This window comes from Silvimonas amylolytica (genome assembly GCF_014645555.1).
Classification (GTDB): Bacteria; Pseudomonadota; Gammaproteobacteria; order Burkholderiales; family Chitinibacteraceae; genus Silvimonas; species Silvimonas amylolytica.
In genome coordinates this window covers 330,452-356,763 of record NZ_BMLY01000004.1, presented here as the reverse complement: position 1 = coordinate 356,763, position 26,312 = coordinate 330,452, and the positions used below count along the sequence as shown (strand labels likewise).

At 58.0% G+C, this 26,312-nt stretch carries 22 protein-coding genes and 1 tRNA gene; 7 read left to right on the top strand and 16 right to left on the bottom strand.

Translation table 11 applies throughout. The annotated features are described in order from the left end of the window. Nucleotides 1-6: 6 nt before the first annotated feature. Nucleotides 7-822 (top strand): amidohydrolase family protein, encoded by an 816-nt coding sequence (locus tag IEX44_RS13930; protein WP_188694917.1) that lies wholly within the window; start codon nucleotides 7-9, stop codon nucleotides 820-822. On the opposite strand, the gene IEX44_RS13925 is transcribed toward IEX44_RS13930, so the two are convergent. The 11 genes from IEX44_RS13925 to IEX44_RS13875 all read right to left on the bottom strand — a co-directional run bounded on the left by IEX44_RS13925 (nucleotide 764) and on the right by IEX44_RS13875 (nucleotide 11,310). Next, the gene (locus IEX44_RS13925; protein WP_229679134.1) at nucleotides 764-2,212 is read right to left on the bottom strand and encodes a sigma 54-interacting transcriptional regulator; all 1,449 of its coding nucleotides are present in this window, start codon (nucleotides 2,210-2,212) and stop codon (nucleotides 764-766) included. The genes IEX44_RS13930 and IEX44_RS13925 overlap by 59 nt on opposite strands. Before the next feature lie 119 nt (nucleotides 2,213-2,331). Further along, nucleotides 2,332-3,153 (bottom strand): aminodeoxychorismate lyase, encoded by an 822-nt coding sequence (gene pabC, locus IEX44_RS13920; RefSeq protein ID WP_188694915.1) that lies wholly within the window; start codon nucleotides 3,151-3,153, stop codon nucleotides 2,332-2,334. 3 nt (nucleotides 3,154-3,156) lie between these two features. After that, nucleotides 3,157-4,455: an aminodeoxychorismate synthase component I gene (locus IEX44_RS13915; protein WP_188694914.1), complete on the bottom strand. Its 1,299-nt coding sequence runs from the start codon at nucleotides 4,453-4,455 to the stop codon at nucleotides 3,157-3,159. Nucleotides 4,456-4,566: 111 nt separating this feature from the next. Next, nucleotides 4,567-5,808: a beta-ketoacyl-ACP synthase II gene (fabF, locus tag IEX44_RS13910; protein ID WP_188694912.1), complete on the bottom strand. Its 1,242-nt coding sequence runs from the start codon at nucleotides 5,806-5,808 to the stop codon at nucleotides 4,567-4,569. Nucleotides 5,809-6,004: 196 nt separating this feature from the next. Beyond that, nucleotides 6,005-6,244, bottom strand: coding sequence for an acyl carrier protein (gene acpP, locus IEX44_RS13905; protein WP_184099651.1), 240 nt, complete (start codon nucleotides 6,242-6,244; stop codon nucleotides 6,005-6,007). Between the two features lie 170 nt (nucleotides 6,245-6,414). Further along, a complete protein-coding gene (fabG, locus tag IEX44_RS13900) occupies nucleotides 6,415-7,158 on the bottom strand; it encodes a 3-oxoacyl-ACP reductase FabG (protein ID WP_188694909.1) in 744 nt (247 codons plus the stop codon). 77 nt (nucleotides 7,159-7,235) lie between these two features. Beyond that, nucleotides 7,236-8,162 (bottom strand): ACP S-malonyltransferase, encoded by a 927-nt coding sequence (fabD, locus tag IEX44_RS13895; protein WP_188694907.1) that lies wholly within the window; start codon nucleotides 8,160-8,162, stop codon nucleotides 7,236-7,238. Nucleotides 8,163-8,339: 177 nt separating this feature from the next. Further along, nucleotides 8,340-9,296: a beta-ketoacyl-ACP synthase III gene (locus tag IEX44_RS13890; RefSeq protein WP_188694903.1), complete on the bottom strand. Its 957-nt coding sequence runs from the start codon at nucleotides 9,294-9,296 to the stop codon at nucleotides 8,340-8,342. 43 nt (nucleotides 9,297-9,339) lie between these two features. Continuing rightward, the gene (plsX, locus tag IEX44_RS13885) at nucleotides 9,340-10,404 is read right to left on the bottom strand and encodes a phosphate acyltransferase PlsX (protein WP_188694899.1); all 1,065 of its coding nucleotides are present in this window, start codon (nucleotides 10,402-10,404) and stop codon (nucleotides 9,340-9,342) included. Between the two features lie 117 nt (nucleotides 10,405-10,521). After that, a complete protein-coding gene (gene rpmF, locus IEX44_RS13880) occupies nucleotides 10,522-10,701 on the bottom strand; it encodes a 50S ribosomal protein L32 (protein WP_188694896.1) in 180 nt (59 codons plus the stop codon). 84 nt (nucleotides 10,702-10,785) lie between these two features. Continuing rightward, on the bottom strand, nucleotides 10,786-11,310 hold the full coding sequence (locus IEX44_RS13875) for a YceD family protein (protein WP_188694893.1): 525 nt from the start codon (nucleotides 11,308-11,310) through the stop codon (nucleotides 10,786-10,788). Between the two features lie 60 nt (nucleotides 11,311-11,370). On the opposite strand from IEX44_RS13875, the gene IEX44_RS13870 reads away from it, so the two are divergent. Further along, nucleotides 11,371-11,970, top strand: a complete 600-nt coding sequence (locus IEX44_RS13870) for a Maf family nucleotide pyrophosphatase (protein ID WP_188694890.1) — start codon at nucleotides 11,371-11,373, stop codon at nucleotides 11,968-11,970. After that, complete coding sequence (locus IEX44_RS13865) at nucleotides 11,967-12,680, top strand: SAM-dependent methyltransferase (RefSeq protein ID WP_188694888.1); 714 nt, start codon at nucleotides 11,967-11,969, stop codon at nucleotides 12,678-12,680. The genes IEX44_RS13870 and IEX44_RS13865 overlap by 4 nt, the downstream gene beginning before the upstream one ends. 61 nt (nucleotides 12,681-12,741) lie before the next feature. Here the strand turns inward: IEX44_RS13865 and IEX44_RS13860 are convergent. Continuing rightward, nucleotides 12,742-12,826, bottom strand: a tRNA-Leu gene (locus IEX44_RS13860). Nucleotides 12,827-13,009: 183 nt separating this feature from the next. Between IEX44_RS13860 and IEX44_RS13855 the strand changes: the two genes are divergently transcribed. Beyond that, on the top strand, nucleotides 13,010-13,945 hold the full coding sequence (locus tag IEX44_RS13855) for an ankyrin repeat domain-containing protein (protein WP_188694885.1): 936 nt from the start codon (nucleotides 13,010-13,012) through the stop codon (nucleotides 13,943-13,945). Nucleotides 13,946-13,954: 9 nt separating this feature from the next. Here the strand turns inward: IEX44_RS13855 and IEX44_RS13850 are convergent, their stop codons facing one another. Further along, nucleotides 13,955-14,260, bottom strand: coding sequence for an Mpo1-like protein (locus tag IEX44_RS13850; protein ID WP_188694882.1), 306 nt, complete (start codon nucleotides 14,258-14,260; stop codon nucleotides 13,955-13,957). 541 nt (nucleotides 14,261-14,801) lie between these two features. Beyond that, entirely contained in the window at nucleotides 14,802-18,752 is a 3,951-nt protein-coding gene (purL, locus tag IEX44_RS13845; protein WP_188694878.1) for a phosphoribosylformylglycinamidine synthase, read from the bottom strand. 407 nt (nucleotides 18,753-19,159) lie between these two features. Here purL and IEX44_RS13840 point away from each other — a divergent pair, with 407 nt between their 5' ends. The 3 genes from IEX44_RS13840 (at nucleotide 19,160) to IEX44_RS13830 (ending at nucleotide 22,945) form a co-directional block, all read left to right on the top strand. Continuing rightward, nucleotides 19,160-21,676, top strand: coding sequence for a beta-N-acetylhexosaminidase (locus IEX44_RS13840; protein WP_188694876.1), 2,517 nt, complete (start codon nucleotides 19,160-19,162; stop codon nucleotides 21,674-21,676). 411 nt (nucleotides 21,677-22,087) lie between these two features. Further along, a complete protein-coding gene (locus IEX44_RS13835; protein ID WP_444544663.1) occupies nucleotides 22,088-22,543 on the top strand; it encodes a DUF7684 family protein in 456 nt (151 codons plus the stop codon). Nucleotides 22,544-22,585: 42 nt separating this feature from the next. Continuing rightward, nucleotides 22,586-22,945: a 5-carboxymethyl-2-hydroxymuconate Delta-isomerase gene (locus IEX44_RS13830; protein WP_188694869.1), complete on the top strand. Its 360-nt coding sequence runs from the start codon at nucleotides 22,586-22,588 to the stop codon at nucleotides 22,943-22,945. A 107-nt stretch (nucleotides 22,946-23,052) separates the two neighbouring features. Here IEX44_RS13830 and dnaJ read toward each other — a convergent pair whose 3' ends face one another. Both dnaJ and dnaK read right to left on the bottom strand, forming a co-directional pair. Beyond that, a complete protein-coding gene (dnaJ, locus tag IEX44_RS13825; protein ID WP_188694867.1) occupies nucleotides 23,053-24,183 on the bottom strand; it encodes a molecular chaperone DnaJ in 1,131 nt (376 codons plus the stop codon). Nucleotides 24,184-24,266: 83 nt separating this feature from the next. Next, nucleotides 24,267-26,201 carry a molecular chaperone DnaK gene (gene dnaK / locus IEX44_RS13820; protein WP_188694863.1) on the bottom strand — a complete coding sequence of 645 codons (1,935 nt, stop codon included), beginning with the start codon at nucleotides 26,199-26,201 and terminating at the stop codon, nucleotides 24,267-24,269. Nucleotides 26,202-26,312 lie beyond the last annotated feature (111 nt).

The window sequence follows — 26,312 nt, the reverse complement described above, 5'->3', positions numbered from 1 at the left end:
CCAGCCATGATCATCGACTTCCACGTCCACGCCGGCCAGGGCGACGGGATGACCGGCCCCTGGGACACCAGCGCCCCCCTGGCAAAGTACGTGGCACGTGCCAATGAGGCCGGCATTACGCGTTCGGTGCTGCTGCCGGTGTTCCAGTCAGATTACCGACGCGGCAATCACGATGTGGCCGCGCTGGTGCGTTCTGAACCGCAGCGCTGGTTCGGCTTTGCCATGGTGCACGCCTCTCGTGATCGGGAACGCATCCACCGGATGATTGAAGAAGCCGTGCTGGAACTGGGGCTATGTGGCATCAAGGTGCACCACCATGACGCCCGCATTAACCGGCAGATCTGCGATGCGGCCCGGCGCTGGCACTTGCCGGTACTGTACGACCCGGCCGGCGAAATCGGCCCGCTTGAACTGCTGGCGCAGACGCATCCTGATGTGCCATTCGTGATTGCGCACCTGGGCAGTTTTGCCGATGACTGGGCGGCCCAGCGGCGGATGATTGACCTGATCGTGCGCTACCCCAACCTGTTCAGCGATACCTCCGGCATTCGCCGTTTTGATCTGCTGGATGAAGCCTTTCACCGGGCCGGGCCCGGCAAATTGCTGTTTGGATCGGATGGCGTGTTTTTGCATCCGGGGCTGGAACTGGCCAAGGTGTACGCGCTCAAGCCAAAACCGGACGCATTCGCCCAAATGGCCGGCGGCAACGCATGGCGCTTGCTACAGCGCGCGCAGCGCTACCGGCAGCAGGCGGTGGGCCGGCCTACTGGCCGGCTTCCGGCTGGCGGCCGCGTCGACGCAGTTGCAATGCGCGCGGTGTAACGCCAAGCAGTTCGGCAGCGCGCGCCGTCGACCCCATGCGCCGTTCGGCCATCTGCACGGCCATTGACTCAGCCAGTTGCCCGATGCCTTTCAGACCCATGCCGGCATCCAGCGCGGCCTCGACCGCGCTGGCCAGCGTTTGCTCCCAGGTCTCGGCATTGATCACGGAGCGTCCCGGCATCATGCCTTGCAGGCACCCCGTACTCAGTACACCAAATCCACGCTGTCGATCTGACATGCGCAACACCACATTGCGCAGCTCCCGCACGTTGCCGGGGTAATCAGCCGCTTTGAGGCGCGCCATGACTTCCGGCATGATATAGGGCACCTTTTGCCCGCTCTGCCCCAGGAAGTGCCGGACCAGGGCGGGGATATCTTCGCGCCGTTCAGACAAACTCGGCGCACGGATCGTCCACTGGGTAATGCGGAAAAACAGATCCGCCCGAAAGCGGCCACTCTGTACATCATCTTCCAGGTTACGGTTGGTGGCACAGGTCAAACGGAAGTCTGACTGGCGCCAGTTGTCCTCCCCAACCCGCTTGTAGGTGTGCTCCTGAATCACTCGCAATAGCCGTGCCTGTAACGGCAATTCCAGCTCACCAATTTCATCCAGAAACAGCGTACCGCCATCAGCCAGCGCTACCGCGCCATCCCGCGCGTTCAGGGCATGGGTAAATGCGCCGCGGGCATGTCCAAACAGTTCACTACCTGAGAGTTCCGGGCTGAGCGTAGTGCAGTCGACGACGACGAATGGCCCCCGCCGACGTTCTGGATCAAGGTCATGCACCAGACGCGCCAGCAACTCTTTGCCACAGCCACTTTCGCCCAGCAACAAACATGCGCCATGACTGAAACGCCCAACTTCTGCCACGGTTTGCAAGGTCCGTCGCCAGACTGCGGAACTCCCGACCGCGCGTTCATGTAACCACTCAGAGTCAAGAATCGTTTCGAGTTCAGCAAGGCGGGTCAGCCGCATGGCCAGTTCGGCCAGCAACGCATCTTCATCTTGCGCGGTAACCAGATCGCAGATGCCATCCGGCCACCAGTCTTCTGGCTGGCATGCGTTGCGGGTATGACTGGTGCAACCGATGATGAAGGCATCCGGCAAGGGCAGATGACGTAACCAGTGTTCGGCCGCGGCGGCGACCGACTCCGCCCCCGCCAGCACAACGATCACCAGCGCACCCTCACCCGCCCCTGACGTATCAATATCGTCTGGCAAGCCGTGCCGGTAAAGCGACTGCGATAGCCGCTCCCCGCCCTCGTGATCGAGCACGACGCGCATGCTTTTCTCTTCCCCGGTCGACAACGGCACGGATTTATGGCGGCAATCGCGACGCGGCAATGCGTCATTGCGTTGCGCTTTGTGATGGAGTGATAGCGCAGACATCGCGCCATTGGCGGCGTGGCAAGACAGACGGACTACACGGACGAATGGCCGTTCGATCCAGGTGCAAGACAGTGCTCAAACATGACGCAAGGCTCGCCTGGCGGGCCTTGCGGAGCCGATTACAGCGTGAAACTTTCCTTACTGTTTATTATTCCGATTGCCGCATAAAGCTCGGCATCCGCCTCATGAACAGGCCAGCGAACCCCAGCCAGCGCCCCGACCGGCACAAGGCCGATCAAGCTGTTGCTGAGCCATACCCGCTGTGCCTCAAGCAGCCGCGGAAGCGTAATGCGTTCTTCGGCGACCGACCAGCCCAGTTGTTGCGCGGCATTCATCACGACGCTGCGCATCACGCCTGCCACACCGGCACCATCCAGAAGCGGCGTGACCAGCTGACCGTTCTCCAGCATCAACACATTGCACATGCAGCCTTCAATCACATGGTTGTCCCGATCAAGCAAAAGCCCTTCAAACAGGGTCGGGTCTTGCCACTCTGCGCGCGCCAACACATTTTCCAGCCGGTTCAAATGTTTGATCCCGGCAAGGCGAGGCTGCCAGCCCGCCCGGGTTTCGCAAATCCGGACCTCAGCGCCCTCCGCTTCCCACAATCGGGCCGTCGGCAGCGGCGCTGACTGGACAATACGGTTGGGGTGCAGATCAGCCGGATACACATAGCCCCGAGGCGTTTCGCCACGGGTGAGGATGAGTTTGAGCGTCGCGTTCTGGCTGCCGATCTGGCGTAAATCCGCCAGCCACACTTCATCTGCCGGTGCAGTAATACCCAGCGCAAGCGCATCCGCGCGCAGTTTGGCTAAATGACGCTGCAAGAAAGGAACCTTGCCATCGCGCTGGTAAAACGTGCGAAAAACGCCATCGCCAAACTGGAAGGCGCGGTCTGACAAATCCAGCCGCTCGGCGGCCTGGCCGTTAATCAAGCGCACTGTTTATTGCTCCAGTCCCAGCGCGCGCAACAGGCCGCGTGCTTTGTGGCGGGTTTCTTGCAGTTCACGCTCCGGGTCTGAGTCCGCCACGATGCCGGCGCCGGCGCGCACGTACAGATGTTTGTCATGCATCAGGAAAGTACGGATCAGGATATTGAGGTCCATGCTGCCATCCATGCCGATATAGCCAAGGCTGCCCGTATAAGCATGACGCGGGCGTTGCTCCAGTTCACGAATGATCTGCATGCAGCGCACTTTGGGGCAGCCCGTAATGGTGCCGCCAGGGAACAAGGCACGGAGGATCTGCGCCGCGTTTACGTCGCGACGCAGGCGTGCACGTACATTGGATTCAATGTGATGCACATAGGCATAGCTGGCGACGGCCATCAACTCATCAACCTCTACCGTACCCGGCTCTGCCACCCGCCCTAAATCGTTACGCTCCAGATCGACCAGCATGATGTGCTCGGCCCGCTCTTTTACCGTCGCCAACAACTGGGCTTTCGAGCGCTCGTCCTCTACCGGGTCGGTCGAGCGCGGATGGGTGCCGGCAATCGGACGTGTTTCAATCACGCCATCACGCACTTTCACAAGGCGCTCGGGTGAGGAGCTGATGATGTCGTAGCCATCCAGATGGCAGATGGCGGAGAACGGCGCCGGGTTGGCGGTACGCAAGTGTGCATACACATCACCGGCACCGCCGCTGGCGAGGTGAATGTCCCACGCCCGCGACAAGTTGACCTGAAAAACGTCGCCCTCATACACGTAACGCTTACTGGCAAGCACGCCCGCAAGAAAAGCCTGTGGATCGTCTTCGGTCACGCGATCGACAATCACTGGCGTCGCAGCCGGCGTAACAGCATTGTGGACAGCCAGGGCCAGTTCATCCAGCGCAGCGGTTGTTTCCGCCACCAATAGCCAGCGCTGGTGCTGCCGGTCATGCAATACCGCCGCCGGGCAGCGCCACAGCGCCGCGACAGGAACGTCACCACAATCCCGATGCGCCACTGTAGGCTCGAACTGCTCAAGCAATTCATACGCGGCGTAAAGGCCCCAGCCACCGGTAAAGGGTAGATCACCACCTTGCCCGGCATGGATAGGCAAGCTAGCCAGATCAGCCAGGAACTGCGCACCGTCTGCCTGGCGATATACACGGCCACTTTGCGGAAGAGCCAGCAAGATATCCCACCCTGCCTGGCCGGAAGATTGCATTAACAACGGGAAGCGTGCCGGGCTGGCCGCATGCAATGCAGCCAGGTCGAGCGGATCGGTCAAATCGCGAAAATGAAATGCAGAAGTCATAGCGTGATTTTATCAGGCTTGCCAGCGTACCTCTTCATGACAATCACTCATCCCGACCACAAATAAAAAGGGCTGCCCAAGGCAGCCCTTTTCGATCTGGCATCCACGCGATCAGACGCGTTTAAATACCAGCGTGCCGTTAGTGCCACCAAACCCGAAGGAGTTGGAAATGGCCACACGGATATTCATTTCACGTGCGGTATTGGCCACGTAATCGAGATCGCAACCGCCTTCAATGTCCTGGTCATCCAGGTTGATCGTCGGTGGGGAAATCTGGTTATGCAACGCGAGGACCGAGTAAACCGCTTCCACGCCGCCTGCACCGCCCAACAAGTGGCCAGTCATCGACTTGGTCGAGTTCACCACCAGTTTCTTCGCGTGATCGCCGAAAGCAATCTTCAATGCATTGGTTTCGTTGGCATCACCCAGCGGGGTCGATGTGCCGTGAGCATTCACGTAGTCGACTTCATCCAGGTTAATGCCAGCGTCACGCAGCGCATTGGCCACACCGCGCGCCGGACCTTCTGCACTGGGGGCTGTGATGTGGTGAGCATCCGAGCTCATGCCAAAACCAACCAGTTCTGCGTAGATCTTTGCGCCACGTTTGACGGCGTGCTCGTAGTCTTCCAGCACCAGCACACCAGCGCCTTCGCCCATGACAAAACCGTCACGCCCCTTGTCCCACGGACGGGATGCACCTGCCGGATCATCATTACGGGTAGACAGCGCCTTCATGGCGGCAAAACCACCAATACCCAGACCGGTGACCGCGCCTTCTGCGCCGCCAGCGACCATCACATCGGCATCGCCGTATTGAATCATGCGGGCAGCATCGCCAATGCAGTGTGCGCCGGTAGTACAAGCGGACACAATGCCATAGCTAGGACCTTGAAAGCCCTTGTAAATGGTCACGTGACCGGCGATCAAATTGGTCAGCGAACCTGGAATGAAGAACGGACCGATCTTGCGCGGGCCGCCAGCCAGCAGCGTCGCGCCGGTTTCTTCGATCAAAGGCAGACCGCCAATGCCGGAACCGATGTTCACGCCAACGCGGGTCTTGTCCAGGTCGGGAATGTCTTCAATGCCAGCATCGGCGATCGCCTGGAAAGCCGCTGCAATACCGTAATGGATGAAAACATCCATACGACGTGCGTCTTTGGCCGAAATATAACTGCTGATGTCGAACTCTTTGACTTCGCCTGCGATCTGGCAGGCATAGTCGGTCGCATCAAAGCGGGTGATCTTGCCAATGCCGGACTTGCCAGCGAGAAGGTTCGCCCAGCCAGTTGCCACGTCATTGCCCACGGGCGAGACATGACCGAGGCCGGTAACGACTACTCTACGTTTGGACACGGTAATCTCCGAGAGTAAACCGGATGTAACAAGAGCGGTGGCAATGGCGCAGCGCCCACAGTCAGGCGGCCCCAATCCATCCCGGCAACACGGAAACCGTATTGCCGGCAAAGACCGGAGTGACTGATGCAGGCGTTGGTCTTGCGCACCGCTCTGACCACGGTCGCCAGGCGACCATGGAGACGAATCGGAACGATTACTTGCTCAGGTGGGCGCTGACGTAGTCAATCGCTTGCTGAACAGTAGTGATCTTCTCAGCTTCTTCGTCCGGGATTTCGCATTCGAATTCTTCTTCGAGTGCCATCACCAGCTCAACGGTGTCGAGGGAGTCGGCGCCGAGATCGTTCACGAAGGACGATTCGATTTTGACGTCGGTTTCCGGTACGCCAAGTTGCTCAGCAACGATTTTCTTCACGCGCTGTTCGATGTTTTCCATGGGTTTAGCCAAGCCTTTCTAAGATTCGGAAAAATGCGTCCGCATTCTACCAAAAAAAACCTGAACGCCAAGCGCCTCAGCTTTCAATTGATGAAAATGCACACGCCATACGGTTGTAACACTACTTCCATTCCCCGGCACGCAAGCATCTGAATGCACACCGGAAAGAATCAGTTCATGAACATGCCACCGTTCACGTGCAGCGTGTTGCCGGTAACGTAACCGGCTTTGTCGCTGGCAAGGAACGCGACTGCGTCGGCGATGTCCTGCGGGTCGCCCAAGCGGCCCAGCGCAATGCTTTCGACCAGTTTTGCCTTTTGCTCTTCCGGCAATACTTTAGTCATATCGGTATCAATAAAGCCGGGGGCCACAGCGTTCACGGTCACACCACGGCTGCCAATTTCGCGGGCCAGCGACTTGGTAAAACCAAACAGTGCAGCCTTGGCTGCAGAGTAGTTGGTCTGACCAGGATTGCCGGTTGCACCCACAACAGAGGCAATATTCACAATCCGGCCCCAGCGCGCCTTCATCATGCCACGAATAACTGCTTTTGAAAGCTGGTACACGGGCTTGAGGTTGGTCGCCATGATGGCATCCCATTCTTCATCTTTCATGCGCATCAGCAAATTATCGCGCGTGATGCCGGCATTGTTGACCAGGATGGTGATTGCGCCAAATTCTTTTTCGATTTGACCCACAATCGCCTCACAAGCGCCTTCTTCGGTCACTTGCAAACGCAGGCCCTGCCCCTTCGCACCGGCCGCATTCAAGTATGCGGTAATTGCTTCAGCGCCGCTGTCGGACGTTGCCGTACCCAGTACGGTCGCGCCTTGCTTTGCCAGTTCAAGCGCAATGGCCTGGCCAATGCCGCGCGATGCGCCGGTCACCAGCGCAATCTTGCCTTCAAGACTCATGGATTTATCTCCTCAAATTCATTTAACGCGGCCATGAACGCTGCCAATCCAGGCAATGCTTCACGCCGCGGCTTGATTCAGGCCGCCGCGCGCAACGCGTCCAGCGCAGCCGGATCGGTCAGCGCAAATTGCTGGGCATCCGCAGCGATACGCTTGTTCAAACCTGCCAGCACCTTGCCCGGACCGCATTCCGCAATCACACCGACGCCATCTGCCGCCATATGGCTGACGGTTTCCACCCAGCGTACCGGCATATACAACTGGCGCACCAGGGCATCACGGATACGGTCGGCATCGGCATAGCTGGCAACGTCGGCATTGTGAAGCACGGGGATTTCAGGCGTAGCGATATTGATAGCAGCGAGACGAGCCTTCAACACCTCGGCAGCCGGCTTCATCAGGTCACAATGAGACGGCACGGATACCGGCAGCAGCATGGCGCGCTTGGCACCGGCTGCCTTGGCGGTCTCGCATGCTCGCTCAACGGCCGCTTTGGAACCCGCGATCACCACCTGACCGGGCGAGTTGAAGTTAACAGCCTGCACCACATCACCCTGCGCTGCCTGCGCGCACGCAGCGACCACCGCTGCATCATCCAGACCCAGCACAGCGGCCATGGCGCCTTCACCGGCAGGCACGGCATTTTGCATCGCTTCTGCACGCAGACGTACCAATTGCAACGCGTCGCCAAACCCCATGGCGCCCGCAGCAACCAGTGCTGCGTATTCACCGAGGCTGTGACCGGCCAATACGTCAGGCGTACGGCCACCGGTAGCTTGCCAGGCACGCCACACCGCGACGCCAGCGGTCAGCATGACTGGCTGGGTGTTGATCGTCGCATTGAGGTTTTCAGCCGGGCCTTCAGCAACCATCTTCCACAGATCCAGACCCAGAACACCAGAGGCCTCATCAAAGGTGGCCTTCACAACGGGCACCTCGGCCCATGCGTTCATCATCCCGATCGCCTGCGAACCCTGGCCGGGGAATACAAATGCCAGTTTCATGGATTTTCTCCTTGTTACCTTCGCTGCACCTGTCCGTCCCCTGCCCTGTCGCGCGTATTAATTTGCGCCGGATTGTGCAGGTCGAACTTTACAGCAAAGCATTGTATGGGCTGATCGCGAGCGATCAGTTCAAATGACTGTTTGAAAAAACAAACGGCGCATAAAGCGCCGTGTTTTTCAGTACCGGATCAGCGCGGAGCCCCAGGCAAAACCGCCACCAATGCCTTCCAGCATCAGGGTCTGCCCTCGCTGGATCTTGCCGCTACGAATACCTTCATCCAGCGCCAGCGGAATCGACGCGGCCGAAGTATTACCGTGACGGTCCACAGTGACAATGACCTGGTCCATAGAAAGATGCAGGTGCTTGGCTGTGGATTCGATAATGCGCAGGTTGGCCTGATGCGGTACCAGCCAGTCGATATCAGATTTTTCCAGACCGGCAGCCGCCAGGGTTTCTACAGCGATGTCGGCCAGCGCACGCACGGCAAACTTGAAGACCGCGTTGCCTTCCATATAGATATACGGATTGCCGGAAATCTCGCCACCTTGCAGACGTGCATCCGCTTTCAGAATGGAACGGTACCGACCATCAGCGCGCAGGCGAGTCTGCAAAATGCCCGGCTCTTCACTCGCAGTCAGCACTACAGCGCCGGCGCCATCGCCAAACAAGATGCAGGTACCGCGGTCATTCCAGTCAACGATGTTTGAGAGTTTCTCTGCGCCAACGACAACTGCGCATTTGGCAGCGCCGGTCTGCACAAATTTGTCAGCGGTAGCCAGGGCGTAGATAAAGCCCGAACAGACTGCCTGGACATCAAACGCAGGAAAGCCGTGCACGCCCAGCTTGTCTTGCAAAATACATGCTGTCGACGGAAAGACGCTATCAGGCGTCGTCGTTGCGACAATCAAGAGATCAATGTCTTCAACCGTTTTGCCTGCAGCAGCCAGCGCTCGCTCGACAGCCTTGAAGGCCAGGTCAGACGTGGTTTCATCTGCAGCGGCAAGACGGCGCTCACGGATACCGGTCCGCGAGACAATCCATTCGTCGCTGGTTTCAACTTTCTGCGCCAGATCTTGGTTGGTCAGCGTTTTGGCCGGCAGGTAAGAACCGGTGCCGGCAATGCGCGAATACATGGATTTATTCTCCTGGCAGGGTCTGAACGGGCGCGTTGCCCGTTCAGGCTAAAGGCGTATCGGGGGAGACTGCGCCAACCTCTGGCTGGGCAGCGAGCAATTCAAGCTCTTGCTGCACCTGCTCGGCAATGCGCTGGGTCACACCGGCGCGGGCTTCGTCAACGGCTTGTGACAGTGCCCAGTAAAACGCCATGCGATCCGCTCCGCCATGGCTTTTTACCACAATACCGTTGAGGCCGAGCAAAGATGCGCCATTGTACCGGCGTGGATCAACGCGTTTTTTGAACCGCGACAATACTGGCCAAGCCAGTCCTGCCAGCAAACGTGACCACCAGTTGCGCAGGAATTCTTCCCGCAGCTGCTCAGCAATCATCTTCGCCAGACCTTCAGAGGTCTTGAGCGCGACGTTGCCGGTAAAGCCATCGGCAACAATCACATCCACCGTACCGGCGTAGATGTCGTCACCTTCCACGTTGCCATGGAAGTTAAGATTTGAACGGCGCAAGAGTTCAGCGGCCTCTTTGACCACTTCATTACCCTTGATTTCTTCTTCACCGATATTCAACAACCCAACGCTCGGGCGGGCTTGCTGGCGTGTGGCCGAAACCAGCATGGCGCCCATGATTGCAAACTGCACAAGGTGCTGTGGCGTGCAATCGACGTTGGCGCCCAGGTCAAGCACGCACGAATAGGTGTTCTTGCGCGTCGGCAGCATTTTGGCAATGGCCGGGCGATCAATCCCCTTGATGGTCTTGAGCACAAAACGTGCAGTCGCCATCAGCGCGCCCGTATTGCCCGCCGACACACACGCGTTGGCACCACCGGTTTTGACCAGGTTGATTGCCACCCGCATGGACGAGTCTTTCTTGTTTTTGAGGGCCGATTGCGGCGCCTCATCCATGGTGACGACTTCACTGGCCGGCTGCACCCTGAGGCGCGGGCCGAGCGTACGGCGGCGCGCCTTGAGTTCAGCCTCAATGGCGTCAGGCATTCCGACCAGCACGATGTTCACATCGGGGTGGTCGTCCAGAAAGCGCAGCGCGGCAGGTACGGTGACATGGGTGCCATGGTCACCGCCCATCGCGTCAACAGCAACAGTAATATCCATTAGCTTTGGTCTGCTTTGCGAATCGCTTGGCCAGAATGGCGAACGGCGCAAGCAGGGACTCCCGCTTGCGCCGCTAACATAACCATATGGTTATAAAGGGTTTTCACCCGAAGCGAATTATTCGCCCTTGGCCTTGATCACACGACGGCCCTTGTAGAAACCGTTCGGGCTGATGTGGTGGCGCAGGTGCGTTTCGCCGGTCGTGGCTTCAACAGCCAGAGCCGGAGCGGTCAGGAAGTCATGGGCGCGATGCATGCCGCGCTTGGACGGGGACTTTTTATTCTGTTGAACAGCCATTTGGGTACTCCTTGAAAACCAGTTATGTATTTGATGATGCAACGGACGACGCTATAAGCACATCCGGCTTTACGGTCTCGTCCGTTATTCCGCTTTCCTGGTTTTCAGACCAGCCAGGACAGCAAACGGATTCGGTTTCTTGCCAGCCTCTGTTGCACCTTCTGTGCCACCACAATGATCGTGCATGGGCGCAAACGGTACAGCAAGGATGACTTCTTCCTCGATCAGCGCTTCTACATCCAGCGCTGGATCAACGAGCATGCCTTCAAGTTCTTCATCCTGCTCTTCGGCTTCGTCGAGCTTTGCTTCATCAGAGAACTGCGTCAGCAGCGCCTCTGTGGCAAACGGCCAGTCCATCGGTTTGAGGCAGCGCTGACATACAAGCCGCAACTGTCCTTTGAGCGCCAGACTGAGCCAGGGACGTTCGATCTTGTCGACACCACCCTGCAATTCCCACTCCACCGAGCCAGACTGATCGGCCAACTGATCGTGCAAACGAGTGAGTGACGATACCGCAAGGGTACCGGACAATTCCCGTTGCTCACGCGCGAATAACGCGCTGTCGATCACATTCATGGCCAAGGCCGCCGGAGCTAAGAAACCGCGCATGATATAATCCGCGACGCCCTTCTGTCAAAGGCTTTTTGAGCCAAAGCACAAGAATTTCCCATGCAAAAACAAGCCCTTCCGGCCAGACCGTTGATTCTGGCTTCTACATCCGTCTATCGGCGCGACCTCTTGTCGCGACTGGGCCTGCCGTTTGATACGGCCTCGCCCATGGTCGATGAAACCCCGCTGGCCAGCGAAACTGCAGCGCAAACCAGCTTGCGCCTTGCCATCTCGAAAGCCCACGCCCTGAAAGGCGCTTTTCCGACCGCCTTGCTGATCGGCTCAGACCAGGTAGCACTGCTGGATGGTCAGCAACTGGGCAAACCGGGCACGCACGAGCGCGCCGTGGCACAACTATCCCAAATGCGCGGCCGTACTGTCGAATTTCACACCGCCGTGGCGCTTTTTGATGCCGCCAGCGGCCAGACTGATAGCGCTACCGATATTACCCGGGTCACGATGCGCAATTATTCTGACGCCCAGATCGAGCACTATTTGCGCCGCGAACAACCGTACGACTGCGCCGGGAGTGCCAAAGTAGAAAGCCTGGGCATTGCGATGATTGCGGCGGTCGAGTCCACCGACCCTACCGCATTGATCGGCCTGCCTCTGATTGCTTTGTGCAATCTGTTGCAACAACACGGCGTGGAGGTTCTGTGACCACCGGCACTTTATATCTTTTGCCCGTTCCGCTGGGCGAGGACACCCTCGACAGTGTTCTCCCGGCAGATGTCATTAGCATTGCACGCCGACTGACGCACTTCATTGTTGAAGCGCCCAAGACCGCGCGACACATGCTCAAGGCGTTTGGCACCCCGCATGAACTACGCAGCCTCTGGATGCAAGAACTCAACGAGCATACTCAGGACAAGGAATTGGCCGCACTGCTGGCACCACTCCTTGCCGGGCACGACGTCGGGTTGATGTCAGAAGCAGGCTGTCCAGGTGTGGCCGATCCGGGTGCAAATCTGATCCGGCTAGCCCACGCCCGCGGCATTCGCGTCGCACCGCTGGTCGGGCCCTCGTCCATCCTGCTGGCCTTGATGGCCAGTGGCGCCAATGGGCAGAAATTCCGCTTCAATGGCTATTTGCCCGCCGATGGCGCAGCACGCATTGATGCTATCCGCAAGCTGGAACAAGACTCAGCCAAACTCAAGCAGGCCGAATTGTTCATCGAGACGCCTTATCGCAATGGCGCATTGTTCGAAGCATTGCTCGCCACTTGCCGACCGCAAACTTTGCTGACTGTCGCGCGGGACATCACCACGGCCGACGAGATGATTGTGACGCGGGAAGCAGGCCAATGGAAAAAACAGGGCACTCCGGACCTGCACAAACGCCCAACCGTCTTTGTGCTTTACGCTGGCTGACAAGCAGCGCAAAAACAAAAAGCCCGAAGCAATGCTCCGGGCTTTTTGTTGAGGTATTCTTTGGTGCCGACAGAGAGACTCGAACTCTCACGACCGCAGTCACTACCCCCTCAAGATAGCGTGTCTACCAATTCCACCATGTCGGCATTTGCGGCCCATACAGGCAGCAAGAGGCGGCATTCTAGCGATAGTGTTCGCACTTGTCCAGCAAGAAAGAAACCGGTGGCACATACAGACGGTCATAAAAGTGCTACGTTAGCGGTATATCAATACCGACCCGCCACAATCAAGCGAGTCGGATCTACACACCTGAACTGCTCGCCCCCGACATGACCGATCCGCTACGTGAAAAACTGGCTGCCTACAAGCTGGAACACCGTTACCCGGAGCAACTGGCTGCGCGCTTTCCGCGCATTGTCACCCGCATCATGGAACTGTGGGGCACACCTAACCTGCACGATTATTTTGATGAGTTGCTCATCATGGATCGCTATGACCGCCAAGGTTTTCCACCAGAGATCGGCGCAGAACTCATGGCGGTATCACTGGCACATGACCAGATCCTTGGCCTGCAGGAAGAGCATGAAGATATCTGGGAACACGTGCGGGAGTCGGTAGAAAACCAGCTGCGTGAACTGGGTTTTGATGCTTCGGCCGAGGACTTCCAGCGAGCAGTCTCGCAAGGCAATATCAGCGCGGTACTGCTGTTTCTGGAGGCGGGTCTTCCGGTAGACCACCTGGAAACAGAAGGCCAATGGACGCCATTGATCCGCGCCGCATTTGAAGGCCGAAGCGAAATGGCGCTGTTACTGTTGCAGCACGGCGCCAATATTCATGCGGCAGATCGGGATGGTTACACCGCGCTACATTGGGCCGCTTTGACCGGGCACGAAGAGATCATTCAGTTGCTGGTGGACCGAAGCGTGAACGTCAACCAGCTAAGCCATCAAGGTTTCAGTGCGCTACTACAAGCCGCCAGCCAAGGCCACGAACAAGTGGTACGCAAGCTGGTTGCGATCGGTGCCAATCTGAATACCGCCACCAATGAAGGCTGGACCGCTCTGCACAAAGCGGTGGCCAACGGTCATCTTTCCACCGCTGTCGCACTGCTTGATCTGGGCGCAGACGCGACAGCCCGCCACGTGGATGGTGAAACACCCTTGTCGCTGGCACAGGCCAGCAACAACAAACGCATGGCCGATCTTTTGTCCCTGGCTGCAGGGCTGCAGGCCCGGCAGCGGGCGCGCCAGCGCCAGACATCCTGAGTCTGTTTGCTACAAGCGGATACGCCCGCGGCAGATTTCACTGAACATCACCCAGTCGCCCAGCAAGCTATAGAGCGGATACTGGAAGGTGGCCGGTCGGTTATGTTCAAAGAAAAAGTGCCCTGCCCACGCAAAACCGTACCCGCATACCAGCGCGGCCAGTAACCAGCTCCAGCCATGCCCGGTCATTAGCATGGCCAGACACGCCAACACACCCAGCGAGCCGACAAAATGCAGCCGACGGCAGGTCAGGTTGCGATGCTCGCTGAGATAGAAGGGGTAAAACGCAGAGAAGGAACGATAGCGTTCGGACATGGCATGGCCTTCCGGTTGTGTTATTCCGGTTGGATACCAGGAGGCGCGCAGCGGTTCAAGACGCAGCGCAGCAATGTGGGCTTGTTTGCGACATTCTGGCGCGGGTTAGCGCCTGCCGGCGCGGTGTCAAAGGCGTTTTGATGCCGGCGGCGGCCGGAGCACGTTACTTTTCTTTGCTTCGCCCCCTCGGCGGGCCCAAAGAAAGTAACCAAAGAAAGGCCCCCCCGGACTTTTGCCCTCCGGGCTTCCCTCAATCAGTCGGGAGCCTAAGGTCTCCCTCCCTCAATCGGAAAAGTCCTCGATAGGGGGGAGAAAGTCAAAAACAACCCCAACTGCGACCAACAGATACGCCCACTGCCAATACGGCAAGCACACAATAGAAAAAGCGTGCCGAAGCACGCTTTTTTGTTTTCCGCCGTTCGCGTATCACCAACGCTTCGGCGCCCGTAAAAGCCCCGCTGGCAAGGTACGCGAGCGCAGGCAGTACACGGTCGGTACGACAAGCGAGCGTAACGCAGTCCAGCGGGGCTTTTACGGGTGCTTACCCAAGCCACATACGGGCGTTGCGGAACATCCGCATCCACGGGCTATCTTCACCCCACCCTGCCGGATGCCATGACATCTGCAATGTGCGGAACGTCCGCTCCGGGTGCGGCATCATGATGCTGAAGCGGCCATCCGCCGTCGTCACACCGGCAATCCCTTGCGGGCTGCCATTCGGATTCAGCGGATAGGTTTCTGTCGGCTTGCCGTGGCTGTCGACATAACGCATAGCCACGATCGTCTTGCCAATATCGCCTTGCTGGCTGTAATTGGCAAAACCTTCGCCGTGCGAGACCACCACCGGAATCTGCGAGCCAGTCATGCCGCCAAAGAACAGCGACGGCGACTGCGGCAGTTCGGCCATCACCACACGCGCTTCAAATTGTTCAGAGCGGTTACGGGTGAACTTCGGCCAGGCTTCTGCGCCCGGAATAATGCCGGAGAGGTTCGCCATCATCTGGCAACCGTTACACACGCCAAGGCCAAAGGTATCTGCACGCTGGAAGAACGCTTCAAACTGCTCGCGAGCACGGGCGTTGAACAGGATGCTCTTGGCCCAGCCTTCACCAGCGCCCAGCACGTCGCCATAAGAGAAGCCGCCACAAGCAGCAATGCCCTTGAAGTCAGCCAGCGAAATCCGACCGCTGATGATGTCACTCATGTGTACGTCAACGGCCTTGAAGCCGGCGCGATCAAACGCTGCAGCCATTTCGACCTGGCCGTTCACACCTTGTTCACGCAATACGGCAATGGTCGGGCGGGCACCGCTGGCAATGAACGGCGCGGCAATATCTTGCGCCGGTTCAAACGTCAGTTTGGCGAAGAGACCCTTGTCATGCTTGTCGCCAATGCGGGCGAATTCTGCATCTGCACTGGCCGGGTTATCACGCAGGCGTTGAATCTGGTAGCTGGTTTCGGACCAGGCTTTTTGCAGTTCAACACGGGTTTCGTCCAGCACCAGACGGTTGCGCTTTTTAATCTTCAAGCGATCGTCATGGTTCAGCGTACCAATCACGTGCAGTTCACTGCGAATACCCGCATTGCTGAACTCGGCGATCACCGCAGAGGTGTCGCTGCGCTTCACTTGCAGTACGGCGCCCAATTCTTCGTTGAACAGCACGCCCATCACCCGGCCGTTTTCTTCACGGGCGATGCCTTCAGCGGAAGTCTGTTCGTCTTCTTCACGACCACGACGACGACGCTCGATGCACAGCTCGTCGATTTCCAGCGTCACACCCACATGGCTGGCGAACATCATTTCAGCCACTGCGGTAATCACGCCACCGTCGGAACGGTCGTGATACGACAGAATGCGGCCTTCGCGGTTAAGCTTTTGCACGGTGTCAAAGAACGCTTTCAAGCGCTCAGTGCTGACCACATCCGGAGCCCACTGGCCGATCTGGTTGTACACCTGTGCCAGTGCAGAACCACCCAGGCGGCACTTGCCATCGCCCAGGTCGATCAGGATCAGATCGCTTTCCAGTTCGGTTTGCAGTTGCGGCGTGAGGGTCTTCTTCACGTCGGTGACCGGCGCAAATGCAGAGATGATCAGCGACAACGGCGCAATCACTTCCTTCTTCTGATCACGCTCTTGCCACACTGTCTTCATCGACAGCGAATCTTTACCCACCGGAATGCTGACGCCCAGATCGCGGCACAGATCCATGCCCACGGCCTTGACGGTGTCGTAAAGGTTGGCATCTTCACCGGTATGCCCAGCCGCCGCCATCCAGTTGGCAGACAGCTTCACATCACCCAGATCAGCGATTGGTGCAGCAGCCAGGTTGGTCAGCGCCTCGCCCACGGCCATACGGCCGGAAGCCGGGGCATTGAGCAATGCCAGTGGCGTACGCTCGCCCATGCTCATGGCTTCGCCCAGCACGGTGTTGTAACCCATGGCCGTGACGGCCACGTCAGCCACCGGGGTTTGCCACGGGCCGACCATCTGGTCACGCGCGGTCATACCGCCCACGGAACGGTCACCAATGGTGATCAGGAAAGACTTGTTCGCTACTGTCGGCAGACGCAGTACGCGGTAGATCGCGTCTTTCAGTTCCAGCCGGGAAGAATCAAACACTTCGCCCTTGACCGGCACGCGCTGCACGTCACGCGTCATCTTGGGCGGTTTGCCCAAGAGCACATCCATGGGCATGTCGACCGGGTTATTGCCGTAATGATCATCGGCGACGACCAGACGCTTTTCAGCCGTCGCGCGGCCGACCACCGCAAACGGACAACGCTCACGCTCACAGATGGCCTCAAAGGCCAGCAGGCTTTCCGGTGGAATGGCCAGCACATAACGCTCTTGCGATTCGTTGGACCAGATCTCACGCGGCGCCATGCCACTTTCTTCAACTGGTACCTTGCGCAGTTCAAACACCGCGCCACGATCCGAACCGTCGACCAGTTCCGGGAACGCGTTAGAGATCCCGCCAGCGCCCACGTCATGAATCGAGAGAATCGGGTTGTGGTCACCCAACTGCCAGCAACGGTCGATCACTTCCTGTGCACGACGCTGGATTTCCGGGTTGCCACGTTGAACCGAATCAAAATCCAGGTCAGCAGCGTTCGCGCCAGTTGCCATCGAGCTGGCAGCACCGCCACCCATACCAATCAACATGCCCGGACCGCCCAGCTGAATCAGCAGCGAACCATCCGGGATGTCGTTCTTGCCAATGTGCGCGGCAGAGATATTGCCCAGACCACCGGCCAGCATGATGGGTTTGTGGTAGCCACGGCGCTCGCCATGCCAGGTTTCTTCAAAGGTACGGAAATAACCCGCCAGATTGGGGCGGCCGAATTCGTTGTTGAACGCGGCAGCGCCGATCGGGCCTTCGATCATGATCTGCAACGGCGAAGCGATGCGATCCGGTTTGCCATATTGTTCGGTTTCCCAGGCTTGCAACGCGCCCGGAATATTCAGGTTGGAGACCGTAAAGCCAGACAAACCGGCCTTGGGCCTGGAACCGCGGCCCGTGGCGCCTTCGTCACGGATTTCGCCACCAGAACCGGTCGCTGCGCCCGGGAACGGCGAGATCGCCGTCGGGTGATTGTGGGTTTCCACCTTCATCAGGATATGGGTGGTTTGATCGTTGTAACCGTACTCGGCGCTGCCCGGCTGCGGGAAGAAGCGGCCGATATCGGCACCTTCAATCACGGACGAGTTGTCGTTGTACGCGACCACCGTGCCTTGCGGGTGCGCCCTGTGGGTTTCGCGGATCATGCCGAACAGCGAGTGCGATTGCTTTTCGCCATCGATGATGAAGTCGGCATTGAAAATCTTGTGACGACAATGTTCGGAGTTGGCCTGCGCAAACATGGTCAGCTCGGCATCGCTAGGGTTGCGATTGAGCTTTTTGTAGCTCTCGACCAGATAGTCGATCTCGTCAGGCGACAAGGCAAAGCCGAACTCCTGGTTGGCTTTGTCCAGTGCCTCGCGGCCACCCTTGAGGATATCCACACTCAGGAACGGCTTGGCATCCAGATGGCGGAATAGCTCGTTACCGGCATCCAGCGTTTCGAAGACCTGTTCGGTCATACGATCGTGGATCAGCGGCAGCAGCAGGTTTTTTTCTGCGGTAGAGAGCGGCTGCCCATTCTTGCTGGCATACACCGCAATACCGCGCTCGATACGGCTGATTTTGTCCAGACCGGTATGTTGCAGGATGTCGGTCGCTTTGGAAGACCATGGGGAGATCGTCCCCAGACGCGGCAATACCAGCAACAGCGAGCCTTTGCCTGCTGCGGCCGGGGCCGGATCACCGTAATGCAGCACGCGTTCCAGCGTGGATTGCTCTGCCTCAGTCAGTGCGGTGCTGGTTTCAGCGAAATGCCAGAATTCGGCCTGGATATCCGCCTTGATACCTTGGCTGGTCAACGCAGCCTGCAGTTTTTCGACACGGAAAGCGGAGAGCGCAGCACCGCCGCGCAATTTGAGAACTTCTGCCATGTGGGTCTGATCCGGATTTGCCAGAGTAAACAGAGGCGTAATGATACCGAAAAATTACCCTTCCCGCCGCCCCGGCAATCTGCCAGACCTTGCAGGTTCAGGGTCCGCGTTCAGGATTGTGGCGTCATTGCCAATCAGCCCCTTCTGAAAAATGCCCCGCCCTGGTCGGTAAGGCATACTACCTACAGCACACTGGCTTTATCACAATTTGCCGATATTGCCCGGTCGTGCGCCGTGCATCGGCCAAAAGCCTATGCTCGACCACCGCGATCCGGCGCCATGACCAGCGCCAGGACAGCGTAATGCCTAAACCAATAACGATTGCTCTGGCCCGCTACGGAACCTGAGCCCACACGGCCAGGACGAACGGCAAGAAGCTCACTTCGAAACCGTCGAGGAGACGAAACATGACCCGACCCAGTGGTTCCCAGCTCAAACTCAAGTGGGAATGCATCTCTAATCATCACGAGGGCGACAACTTTCTTGCCGAACTCGTCCTTACCAACCACTCGGACAAACCGCTCTCTGGCAATGACTGGGCGCTGTATTTCAATACTTGCCGCAAGATCTACGCCGAATCCGTCACCGGTGGTGTTTCGATCAACCAGATCAACGGCGATTTGTTCAAGCTGGCCCCGACCAAAGACTTCGGCACGCTGGCGCCGGGCGAATCCCGCACCATCGGTTACAAGGGCATGTTCTGGGTCATCCAGGAAACCGATGCGCCACTGGGCTTCTATGTAGTGTATGACGATGGCACGCCGGCTGCCCGCGCTGAAGCCATTGGTGATCCGGAAATCGTCCCGTTCACCCGTCTGGAACAACGCAATCGCAATCTGAATGACAAAGTAGCGCCCGTCACCGCTGCCACGCGTTTTGCCGACAATAAAGACCTGAGCCTGCTGCCGGCCGCTGAAGTCGGTCTGATTACCCCGACGCCACAATCCTTGCTGCACGGCCACGGCGAATTCGTCATCGATGCCGCCACGTTGATCGTGCACCCGGCCGAACTGGCCGGTGAAGCCGCTTTCTTGCAACAAAGCCTGGCTGACCTGGGCGTGCGCCCGACGCTGGCCGCGCAAGGCACTGGCATCGTCCTGAAAATGGCCAAAGTGACTGCCCCGCAAGTCACAGGCAATCTGGACGAAGCGTACGAACTGAATGTCGATAGCCACGGCATTACCATTACGGGTACCACAGCCCACGCCGTGTTCAATGGCATCCAGAGCCTGCGCCAGTTGCTCCCGGTAGCAGCTTGGGTGAACCCGCAACTGACGCTTGCTGTGCCGGCCATCAAGGTCGCCGATGCGCCGCGCTTTGCTTATCGCGGCATGCATATCGATGTGGGCCGCAATTTCTCCAGCAAAGAAACGATCCTGCGTCTGCTGGACTTGATGGCGCTGTACAAGCTGAACAAGTTCCACTTTCATATCACTGATGATGAAGGCTGGCGCGTGGAAATCCCGTCGCTGCCGGAACTGACCGAGATCGGCTCCAGGCGGGGTTTCACCACCGACGAAACCGACAACCTGGTCCCGTGCTTTGGCTCTGGCGCACAGGTAGAAGATTCGCATGGCACGGGCTTTTACACCCGCGAAGAGTTCATTGAAATCCTGCGTTTTGCCACCGCGCGCCATATCGAAGTCATCCCCGAAGTGGATGTACCAGGCCACGCCCGCGCCGCCATCAAGGCGATGAACGTCCGCTACAACCGCCTGAAAGCCCAGGGCCTGCAGCGTGAAGCCGAAGAATACCTGCTGACCGATTTTGCCGATCAATCGAAGTACGAGTCTGTCCAGTTGTGGCACGACAACGTGATCTGCATTGCCATGGAGTCGAGCTACCGGTTTATCGAGACGGTGGTGTCGGACATTGAAGCCATGTTTATCGAGGCCGGCGCGCCGTTCCTCGCACTGCATACAGGTGGTGACGAAGTACCGCACGGCGCCTGGGAAGGCTCGCCGCTGTGCCAGACTTTCATGGCCGACAAGGGCATGAAGACCATCCAGGAACTGCAGGATTACTTCCTGACCCGTTTCCGCGAAATTCTCACGCGCCACAAGCTGGAATTCGCCGGCTGGGAAGAAATCGCCCTGATCCGCGAACAGCAAGCCGATGGCAGCCACAAGGCCGCGCCAAACCCGCGCTTCAAGGATGCCAATTTCCGCCCTTACATCTGGAACAACGTGTGGGGCTGGGGCCAGGAAGATATTGCCTACCAGTTGGCCAATGCCGGATACAAGGTCGTGCTCTCGAACGTGACCGACCTGTACTTTGACCTGGCCTACGCGAAAGACCCGCAAGAGCCTGGCTATTACTGGGGCGGCTTTATCGAAACGCGCAAACCATTCTGGTTCTGCCCGCTGGATATCTACACCACAGCCACGGTGAACCTGTTCGGCCACCCGCTGGATCGCGAAGCCCTGGACAAAATGGCACGCCTGACCAAGGCCGGCACCGAGAACGTACTGGGCATCCAGGGCCAGCTGTGGGGTGAAAACGCCCGCAACGCCGGCCGCGTGGAATACCTGGCCGCGCCCCGTTTGCTGGCACTGGCCGAACGCGCCTGGGCCGTTGATCCGGGCTGGACCTTCATCGCCGATGCTGACCAGCGCAATGAGAAGATGGCCAAAGACTGGAACCAGTTTGCCAACCGCCTCGGCCAGCGCGAACTGGCCCGTCTGGATGGTTTCCTGGGTGGCTACGGCTACCGCATCCCGTTGCCAGGTGCCGTGGTTGAAGGCGGCAAGATCATTGCCAACACCAGCGCCCCAGGTTTGACCGTCCGTTACACCACGGATGGCAGCGAACCGAATGCCTTCAGCGCCGTGTATGAAGGCCCGATCAGCGCCTCTGGTGACGTGAAGCTGGCCACGTTCAGCAGCACCAACCGCAAGAGCCGCACGGTGGTGGCGGGCGAGTAAATCTTTGCCACTGCTGCATGAAAAGAAAAACCCCGCATCTGCGGGGTTTTTTGTTGTCTGCGCACGTCCCGCCGCATGGCCAATTCAACCCAGGCTATGCTATTGGCTTATGCAGATAGCGCTTACCCTCGTTCTATTGGTTCTGTTGGTTATCCTCTTGGGACCAACCGTAGTACTGACCGCTCTACTTGCACGGCGGAGCAGATCGGTTTGGGGACCCTTGCAATGGATTTGTCCATTGCAACTTATCGCAGCAACCGGCCTGGCCCTGTTTGCAGATTTTGCCGGTCTGCGTAATCCGTTGGGCTATACGCTAACCATCTTGTTCTTGAGCAATGCAGCCGGGGTTGTAGCTGTGGCCGTATCCGCTCGCTGCCGCAACAAGCAGCAATCCACACAAATTTTGAGGGAATGAACCTGGTGCTTACTTCGCCAGAACCGGCAACCAGCTACCTTCACCTTCCCGCCCGGTCCAAATTGCCCGCACTACATGTAGCAAGACCGTGGCGATGTGTGCTCGTGCTGGAAATAGAGGTATCTAGCCACCGCCAAAATGAAGTCAGTGACTGGTTGATGGCTCACGATTGCCGTTATGCGATGGCTTGGGGCGTGGATTGTCATGTTTGGGACGACGCGATTGACTGGGCCTATCTTGCTAAAAAAAACTACGCTCCTGTCCACGACTGGGAACACGACGGCATCATGACTACCTGGCATGAAGAAGAACAGCTAGAAGAGGTCTTCGATTTTTGCAAACGCCATGCAACCCATGCCACGGGCAAAGAGCCCATTCTGCACACGCTGATTTTGCATATTGCAGATCGGCCAGACGAAGACCGGCTACTTGCGCTTTACGCTGGCGCGTGAGCATCATTCAGAACCAACACTGCAACACATCAGGACCACACCATGCCCAACGTCACCCTGCAATACACCGCCAACCTCGCCCATGCGTTCGACCCCGCGGCGCTACTCGGCCGGGTACATCAAGCGTTCGCTGATACCGGTGAGTTTGAGATGGCAGATGTCAAAGGCCGGGCATTCCAGATCGATACCTTCCAGGTAGGGCTCAATGAGTCGCCAGAAAAATCTTTTGTGCAGGTCACGGTGGCGACCATGACCACCCGCAGCGCAGAACTCAAACAGCGTCTGGGCAAGGCGATTGTGGCGGTATTGCAGGAGACGTTTCGCGGCCAATTCGATGGTGTGACCTGCCAGTTGCGGGTGGAGATCGTGCCGATTGATCCTGCGTTTTATTTTGCTGGTTAACCGCAACAATGAAATAACCTGCGCGCCGTAGGACGCCCCAAACAAAAAACCCGCCATTGGCGGGTTTTTTGTTGCTGCCGCAAACGCGGCCAGAACCGTCAGCGCGTTCAGCCGCCGAAGAAGTCCTTCACCTTGTCCATAAAGGATTTGGCACGCGGATTGTGCTTGGCCGGTTCATCCTGGCTGATCTGCTCGAACTCACGCAGCAGTTCTTTCTGGCGCGAGGTCAGGTTCACCGGGGTTTCCAGCATCACGTGGCACATCAAATCACCAGTGACGGCACTGCGTACGCCCTTGATCCCCTTGCCACGCAAACGGAACACTTGCCCCGATTGCGTACCGGCCGGGATAGAGATCCGCGCTTTACCATCCAGCGTGGGGATTTCAATCTCGCCACCCAGCGCCGCTGCGGTAATGCTGATCGGCATTTCGCAATGCAGATCGTTGCCTTCACGCTCAAACACGCTGTGCGGTTTGATATGGATCACCACATACAGATCACCATGCGGGCCACCGTTGACGCCGGGTTCGCCTTCGCCCGACAGACGAATGCGATCACCCTCGTCCACACCGCCTGGAATCTTCACCGCCAGGGTCTTGGTGGTTTGCACGCGACCGGTGCCATGACAATTGCGGCATGGGTCCGGAATGTACTTGCCGCTGCCATGACATGTCGGGCAGGTTTGCTGGATCGAGAAGAAACCTTGCGATACGCGCACTTGACCCTGGCCATTACACGTGTGGCAGGTCTTGGCTTCGGTACCCGGTTTGGCACCAGAACCATGGCAGACGTCGCATTCTTCGTGAGCCGGAATCTTGATCTGGCGTTCGACGCCGCGAGCGGCTTCCTCGAGCGTGATTTCCATGTTGTAGCGCAGGTCAGAGCCGCGATACACATTGCTGCGCCCACCACGACCGCCACCCTGGCCACCAAAAATGTCGCCAAAGATGTCAGAGAACGCATCAGCAAAGCCGCCGCCGCCAAAACCACCGCCGCCCATGCCAGCCTGCGGGTCTACGCCAGCGTGACCGTACTGGTCATAGGCGGCGCGCTTCTGGGCGTCAGAGAGGATTTCGTACGCCTCTTTGCCTTCCTTGAACTTCTCTTCGGCTTCTTTGCTATCCGGATTGCGGTCCGGGTGGTACTTCATCGCGAGTTTGCGATACGCCTTTTTGATGTCATCGTCCGAAGCATCGCGGTTCATGCCCAATACTTCGTAAAAATCTTTTTTTGACATTGCTTTCTCTCGCTAAACAAGAAAGGCACGGACACTGAAACCCAGCGCCGTGCCCCGATGCGGACTGTTATTACAGTCGCATATTACTTGTTGTCTTTGACTTCGGTGTACTCGGCGTCGACCACGTTGCCGTCGTCCTTGCCAGCGGCGCCTTGCTGGGCACCGGCTGCACCTGCGGCGCCAGCAGCGTCACCACCTTGCGCAGCGTACATTTGCTCAGCCAGTTTATGGCTGGCTTGCATCAGGGTGTTGGACTTCTCATCAATCAAGGCCTTGTCGTCGCCCTTGGCGGCTTCTTCCAGTTCCTTGATCGCGGCTTCGATGGCAGTCTTTTCATCAGCAGACACCTTGTCACCGAACTCGACCAGCGACTTCTTCACCTGATGGATCAGGCTGTCGGCGCCGTTCTTGGCGTCAACCATTTCGCGGGCCTTCTTGTCTTCCTCTGCATGCGCTTCGGCGTCTTTCACCATTTGCTGGATTTCGTCTTCCGACAGACCCGAGTTCGCCTTGATGGTGATCTTGTTTTCTTTGCCGGTAGCCTTGTCCTTGGCGGACACATGCAGAATACCGTTGGCGTCGATATCAAAGATCACTTCAATTTGCGGCGTGCCGCGCGGTGCTGCCGGGATGCCTTCCAGGTTGAACTGGCCCAGGCTCTTGTTGGCAGCTGCCATTTCACGTTCGCCTTGCAGCACGTGGATGGTCACAGCGCTCTGGTTGTCGTCAGCGGTCGAGAACACTTGCGAGGCCTTGGTCGGGATCGTGGTGTTCTTCTGGATCAGCTTGGTCATCACGCTACCCAGGGTTTCGATACCCAGCGACAGCGGAGTCACATCCAGCAGCAGCACGTCCTTGCGATCACCCGACAAAACCGCGCCCTGAATGGCAGCACCAACAGCAACCGCTTCGTCCGGGTTCACATCACGGCGCGGATCCTTGCCAAAGAACTCTTTGACCTTGTCCAGCACCTTGGGCATACGGGTCTGACCGCCGACCAGAATCACGTCGTCGATGTCGGTGATTTTCAGACCGGCATCTTTCAGGGCGATACGGCACGGTTCGATCGAACGGTCGATCAGTTCGTCCACCAGGCTTTCGAACTTGGCGCGGGTGATTTTCAGCGTCAAGTGCTTCGGACCGGTCGCATCCATGGTCACGTACGGCAGGTTGATTTCAGTCTGCGCGGTGCTGGAGAGTTCGATCTTGGCTTTTTCAGCGGCTTCTTTCAGGCGCTGCAGTGCCATCACGTCGTTCTTCAGGTTGATGCCCGTGTCTTTCTGGAATTCGCCGATGATGTAATCGATCAGGCGTTGGTCGAAGTCTTCACCACCCAGGAAGGTGTCACCATTGGTGGCCAGCACTTCAAACTGCTTGTCACCATCGACATCCGCGATTTCGATGATGGAAATATCAAACGTACCGCCGCCCAGGTCATACACGGCGATCTTGCGATCACCCTTTTCATTCTTGTCCAGACCAAAGGCCAGTGCAGCAGCGGTCGGCTCATTGATGATGCGCTTCACTTCCAGACCGGCGATACGGCCAGCATCCTTGGTGGCCTGACGCTGGCTGTCGTTGAAGTAAGCCGGCACCGTAATCACGGCTTCGGTCACTTCTTCGCCCAGATAGTCTTCAGCGGTCTTCTTCATCTTGCGCAGTACGTCCGCAGAGATTTGCGGCGGTGCCATTTTGCTGCCACGCACTTCAACCCATGCGTCACCATTGTCAGCCTTGACGATGGAATACGGCATCAGGTCGATGTCTTTCTGCACTTCTTTTTCAGTGAACTTGCGACCGATCAGGCGCTTCACCGCGTACAGGGTGTTCTTCGGGTTGGTCACGGCCTGACGCTTGGCCGGCGCACCAACCAGGGTCTCGCCGTCTTCCTGATAGGCAATGATGGAAGGCGTCGTACGAGCGCCTTCAGAGTTTTCGATCACTTTGGGCTGACCGTTTTCGATCACGGCCACACACGAGTTCGTAGTACCCAGGTCAATACCAATGATTTTTGCCATTTAATTTTATCCTTTCAATGCTTTGTGCCTGCCGTCGCAATGTGGCGCCGGCGTTCAGTTCAATAACCTTGATGCAAAAGTGGGGATGTCGTAGACCTTTTCAAGAGAAAC

Coding starts and splice junctions, on each gene's coding strand:
- IEX44_RS13890 (WP_188694903.1), bottom strand. CDS start 9,296: ATGTATTCGCGCATTGCCGGCACCGGTTCTTACCTGCCGGCCAAAACG.
- acpP (WP_184099651.1), bottom strand. CDS start 6,244: ATGGAAAACATCGAACAGCGCGTGAAGAAAATCGTTGCTGAGCAACTT.
- IEX44_RS13875 (WP_188694893.1), bottom strand. CDS start 11,310: ATGCGCGGTTTCTTAGCTCCGGCGGCCTTGGCCATGAATGTGATCGAC.
- fabD (WP_188694907.1), bottom strand. CDS start 8,162: ATGAAACTGGCATTTGTATTCCCCGGCCAGGGTTCGCAGGCGATCGGG.
- IEX44_RS13840 (WP_188694876.1), top strand. CDS start 19,160: ATGACCCGACCCAGTGGTTCCCAGCTCAAACTCAAGTGGGAATGCATC.
- IEX44_RS13855 (WP_188694885.1), top strand. CDS start 13,010: ATGACCGATCCGCTACGTGAAAAACTGGCTGCCTACAAGCTGGAACAC.
- dnaK (WP_188694863.1), bottom strand. CDS start 26,201: ATGGCAAAAATCATTGGTATTGACCTGGGTACTACGAACTCGTGTGTG.
- plsX (WP_188694899.1), bottom strand. CDS start 10,404: ATGGATATTACTGTTGCTGTTGACGCGATGGGCGGTGACCATGGCACC.
- dnaJ (WP_188694867.1), bottom strand. CDS start 24,183: ATGTCAAAAAAAGATTTTTACGAAGTATTGGGCATGAACCGCGATGCT.
- IEX44_RS13915 (WP_188694914.1), bottom strand. CDS start 4,455: ATGACTTCTGCATTTCATTTTCGCGATTTGACCGATCCGCTCGACCTG.
- fabG (WP_188694909.1), bottom strand. CDS start 7,158: ATGAGTCTTGAAGGCAAGATTGCGCTGGTGACCGGCGCATCGCGCGGC.
- IEX44_RS13835 (WP_444544663.1), top strand. CDS start 22,088: ATGAACCTGGTGCTTACTTCGCCAGAACCGGCAACCAGCTACCTTCAC.
- IEX44_RS13830 (WP_188694869.1), top strand. CDS start 22,586: ATGCCCAACGTCACCCTGCAATACACCGCCAACCTCGCCCATGCGTTC.
- IEX44_RS13925 (WP_229679134.1), bottom strand. CDS start 2,212: ATGTCTGCGCTATCACTCCATCACAAAGCGCAACGCAATGACGCATTG.
- IEX44_RS13870 (WP_188694890.1), top strand. CDS start 11,371: ATGCAAAAACAAGCCCTTCCGGCCAGACCGTTGATTCTGGCTTCTACA.
- purL (WP_188694878.1), bottom strand. CDS start 18,752: ATGGCAGAAGTTCTCAAATTGCGCGGCGGTGCTGCGCTCTCCGCTTTC.
- IEX44_RS13850 (WP_188694882.1), bottom strand. CDS start 14,260: ATGTCCGAACGCTATCGTTCCTTCTCTGCGTTTTACCCCTTCTATCTC.
- IEX44_RS13930 (WP_188694917.1), top strand. CDS start 7: ATGATCATCGACTTCCACGTCCACGCCGGCCAGGGCGACGGGATGACC.
- rpmF (WP_188694896.1), bottom strand. CDS start 10,701: ATGGCTGTTCAACAGAATAAAAAGTCCCCGTCCAAGCGCGGCATGCAT.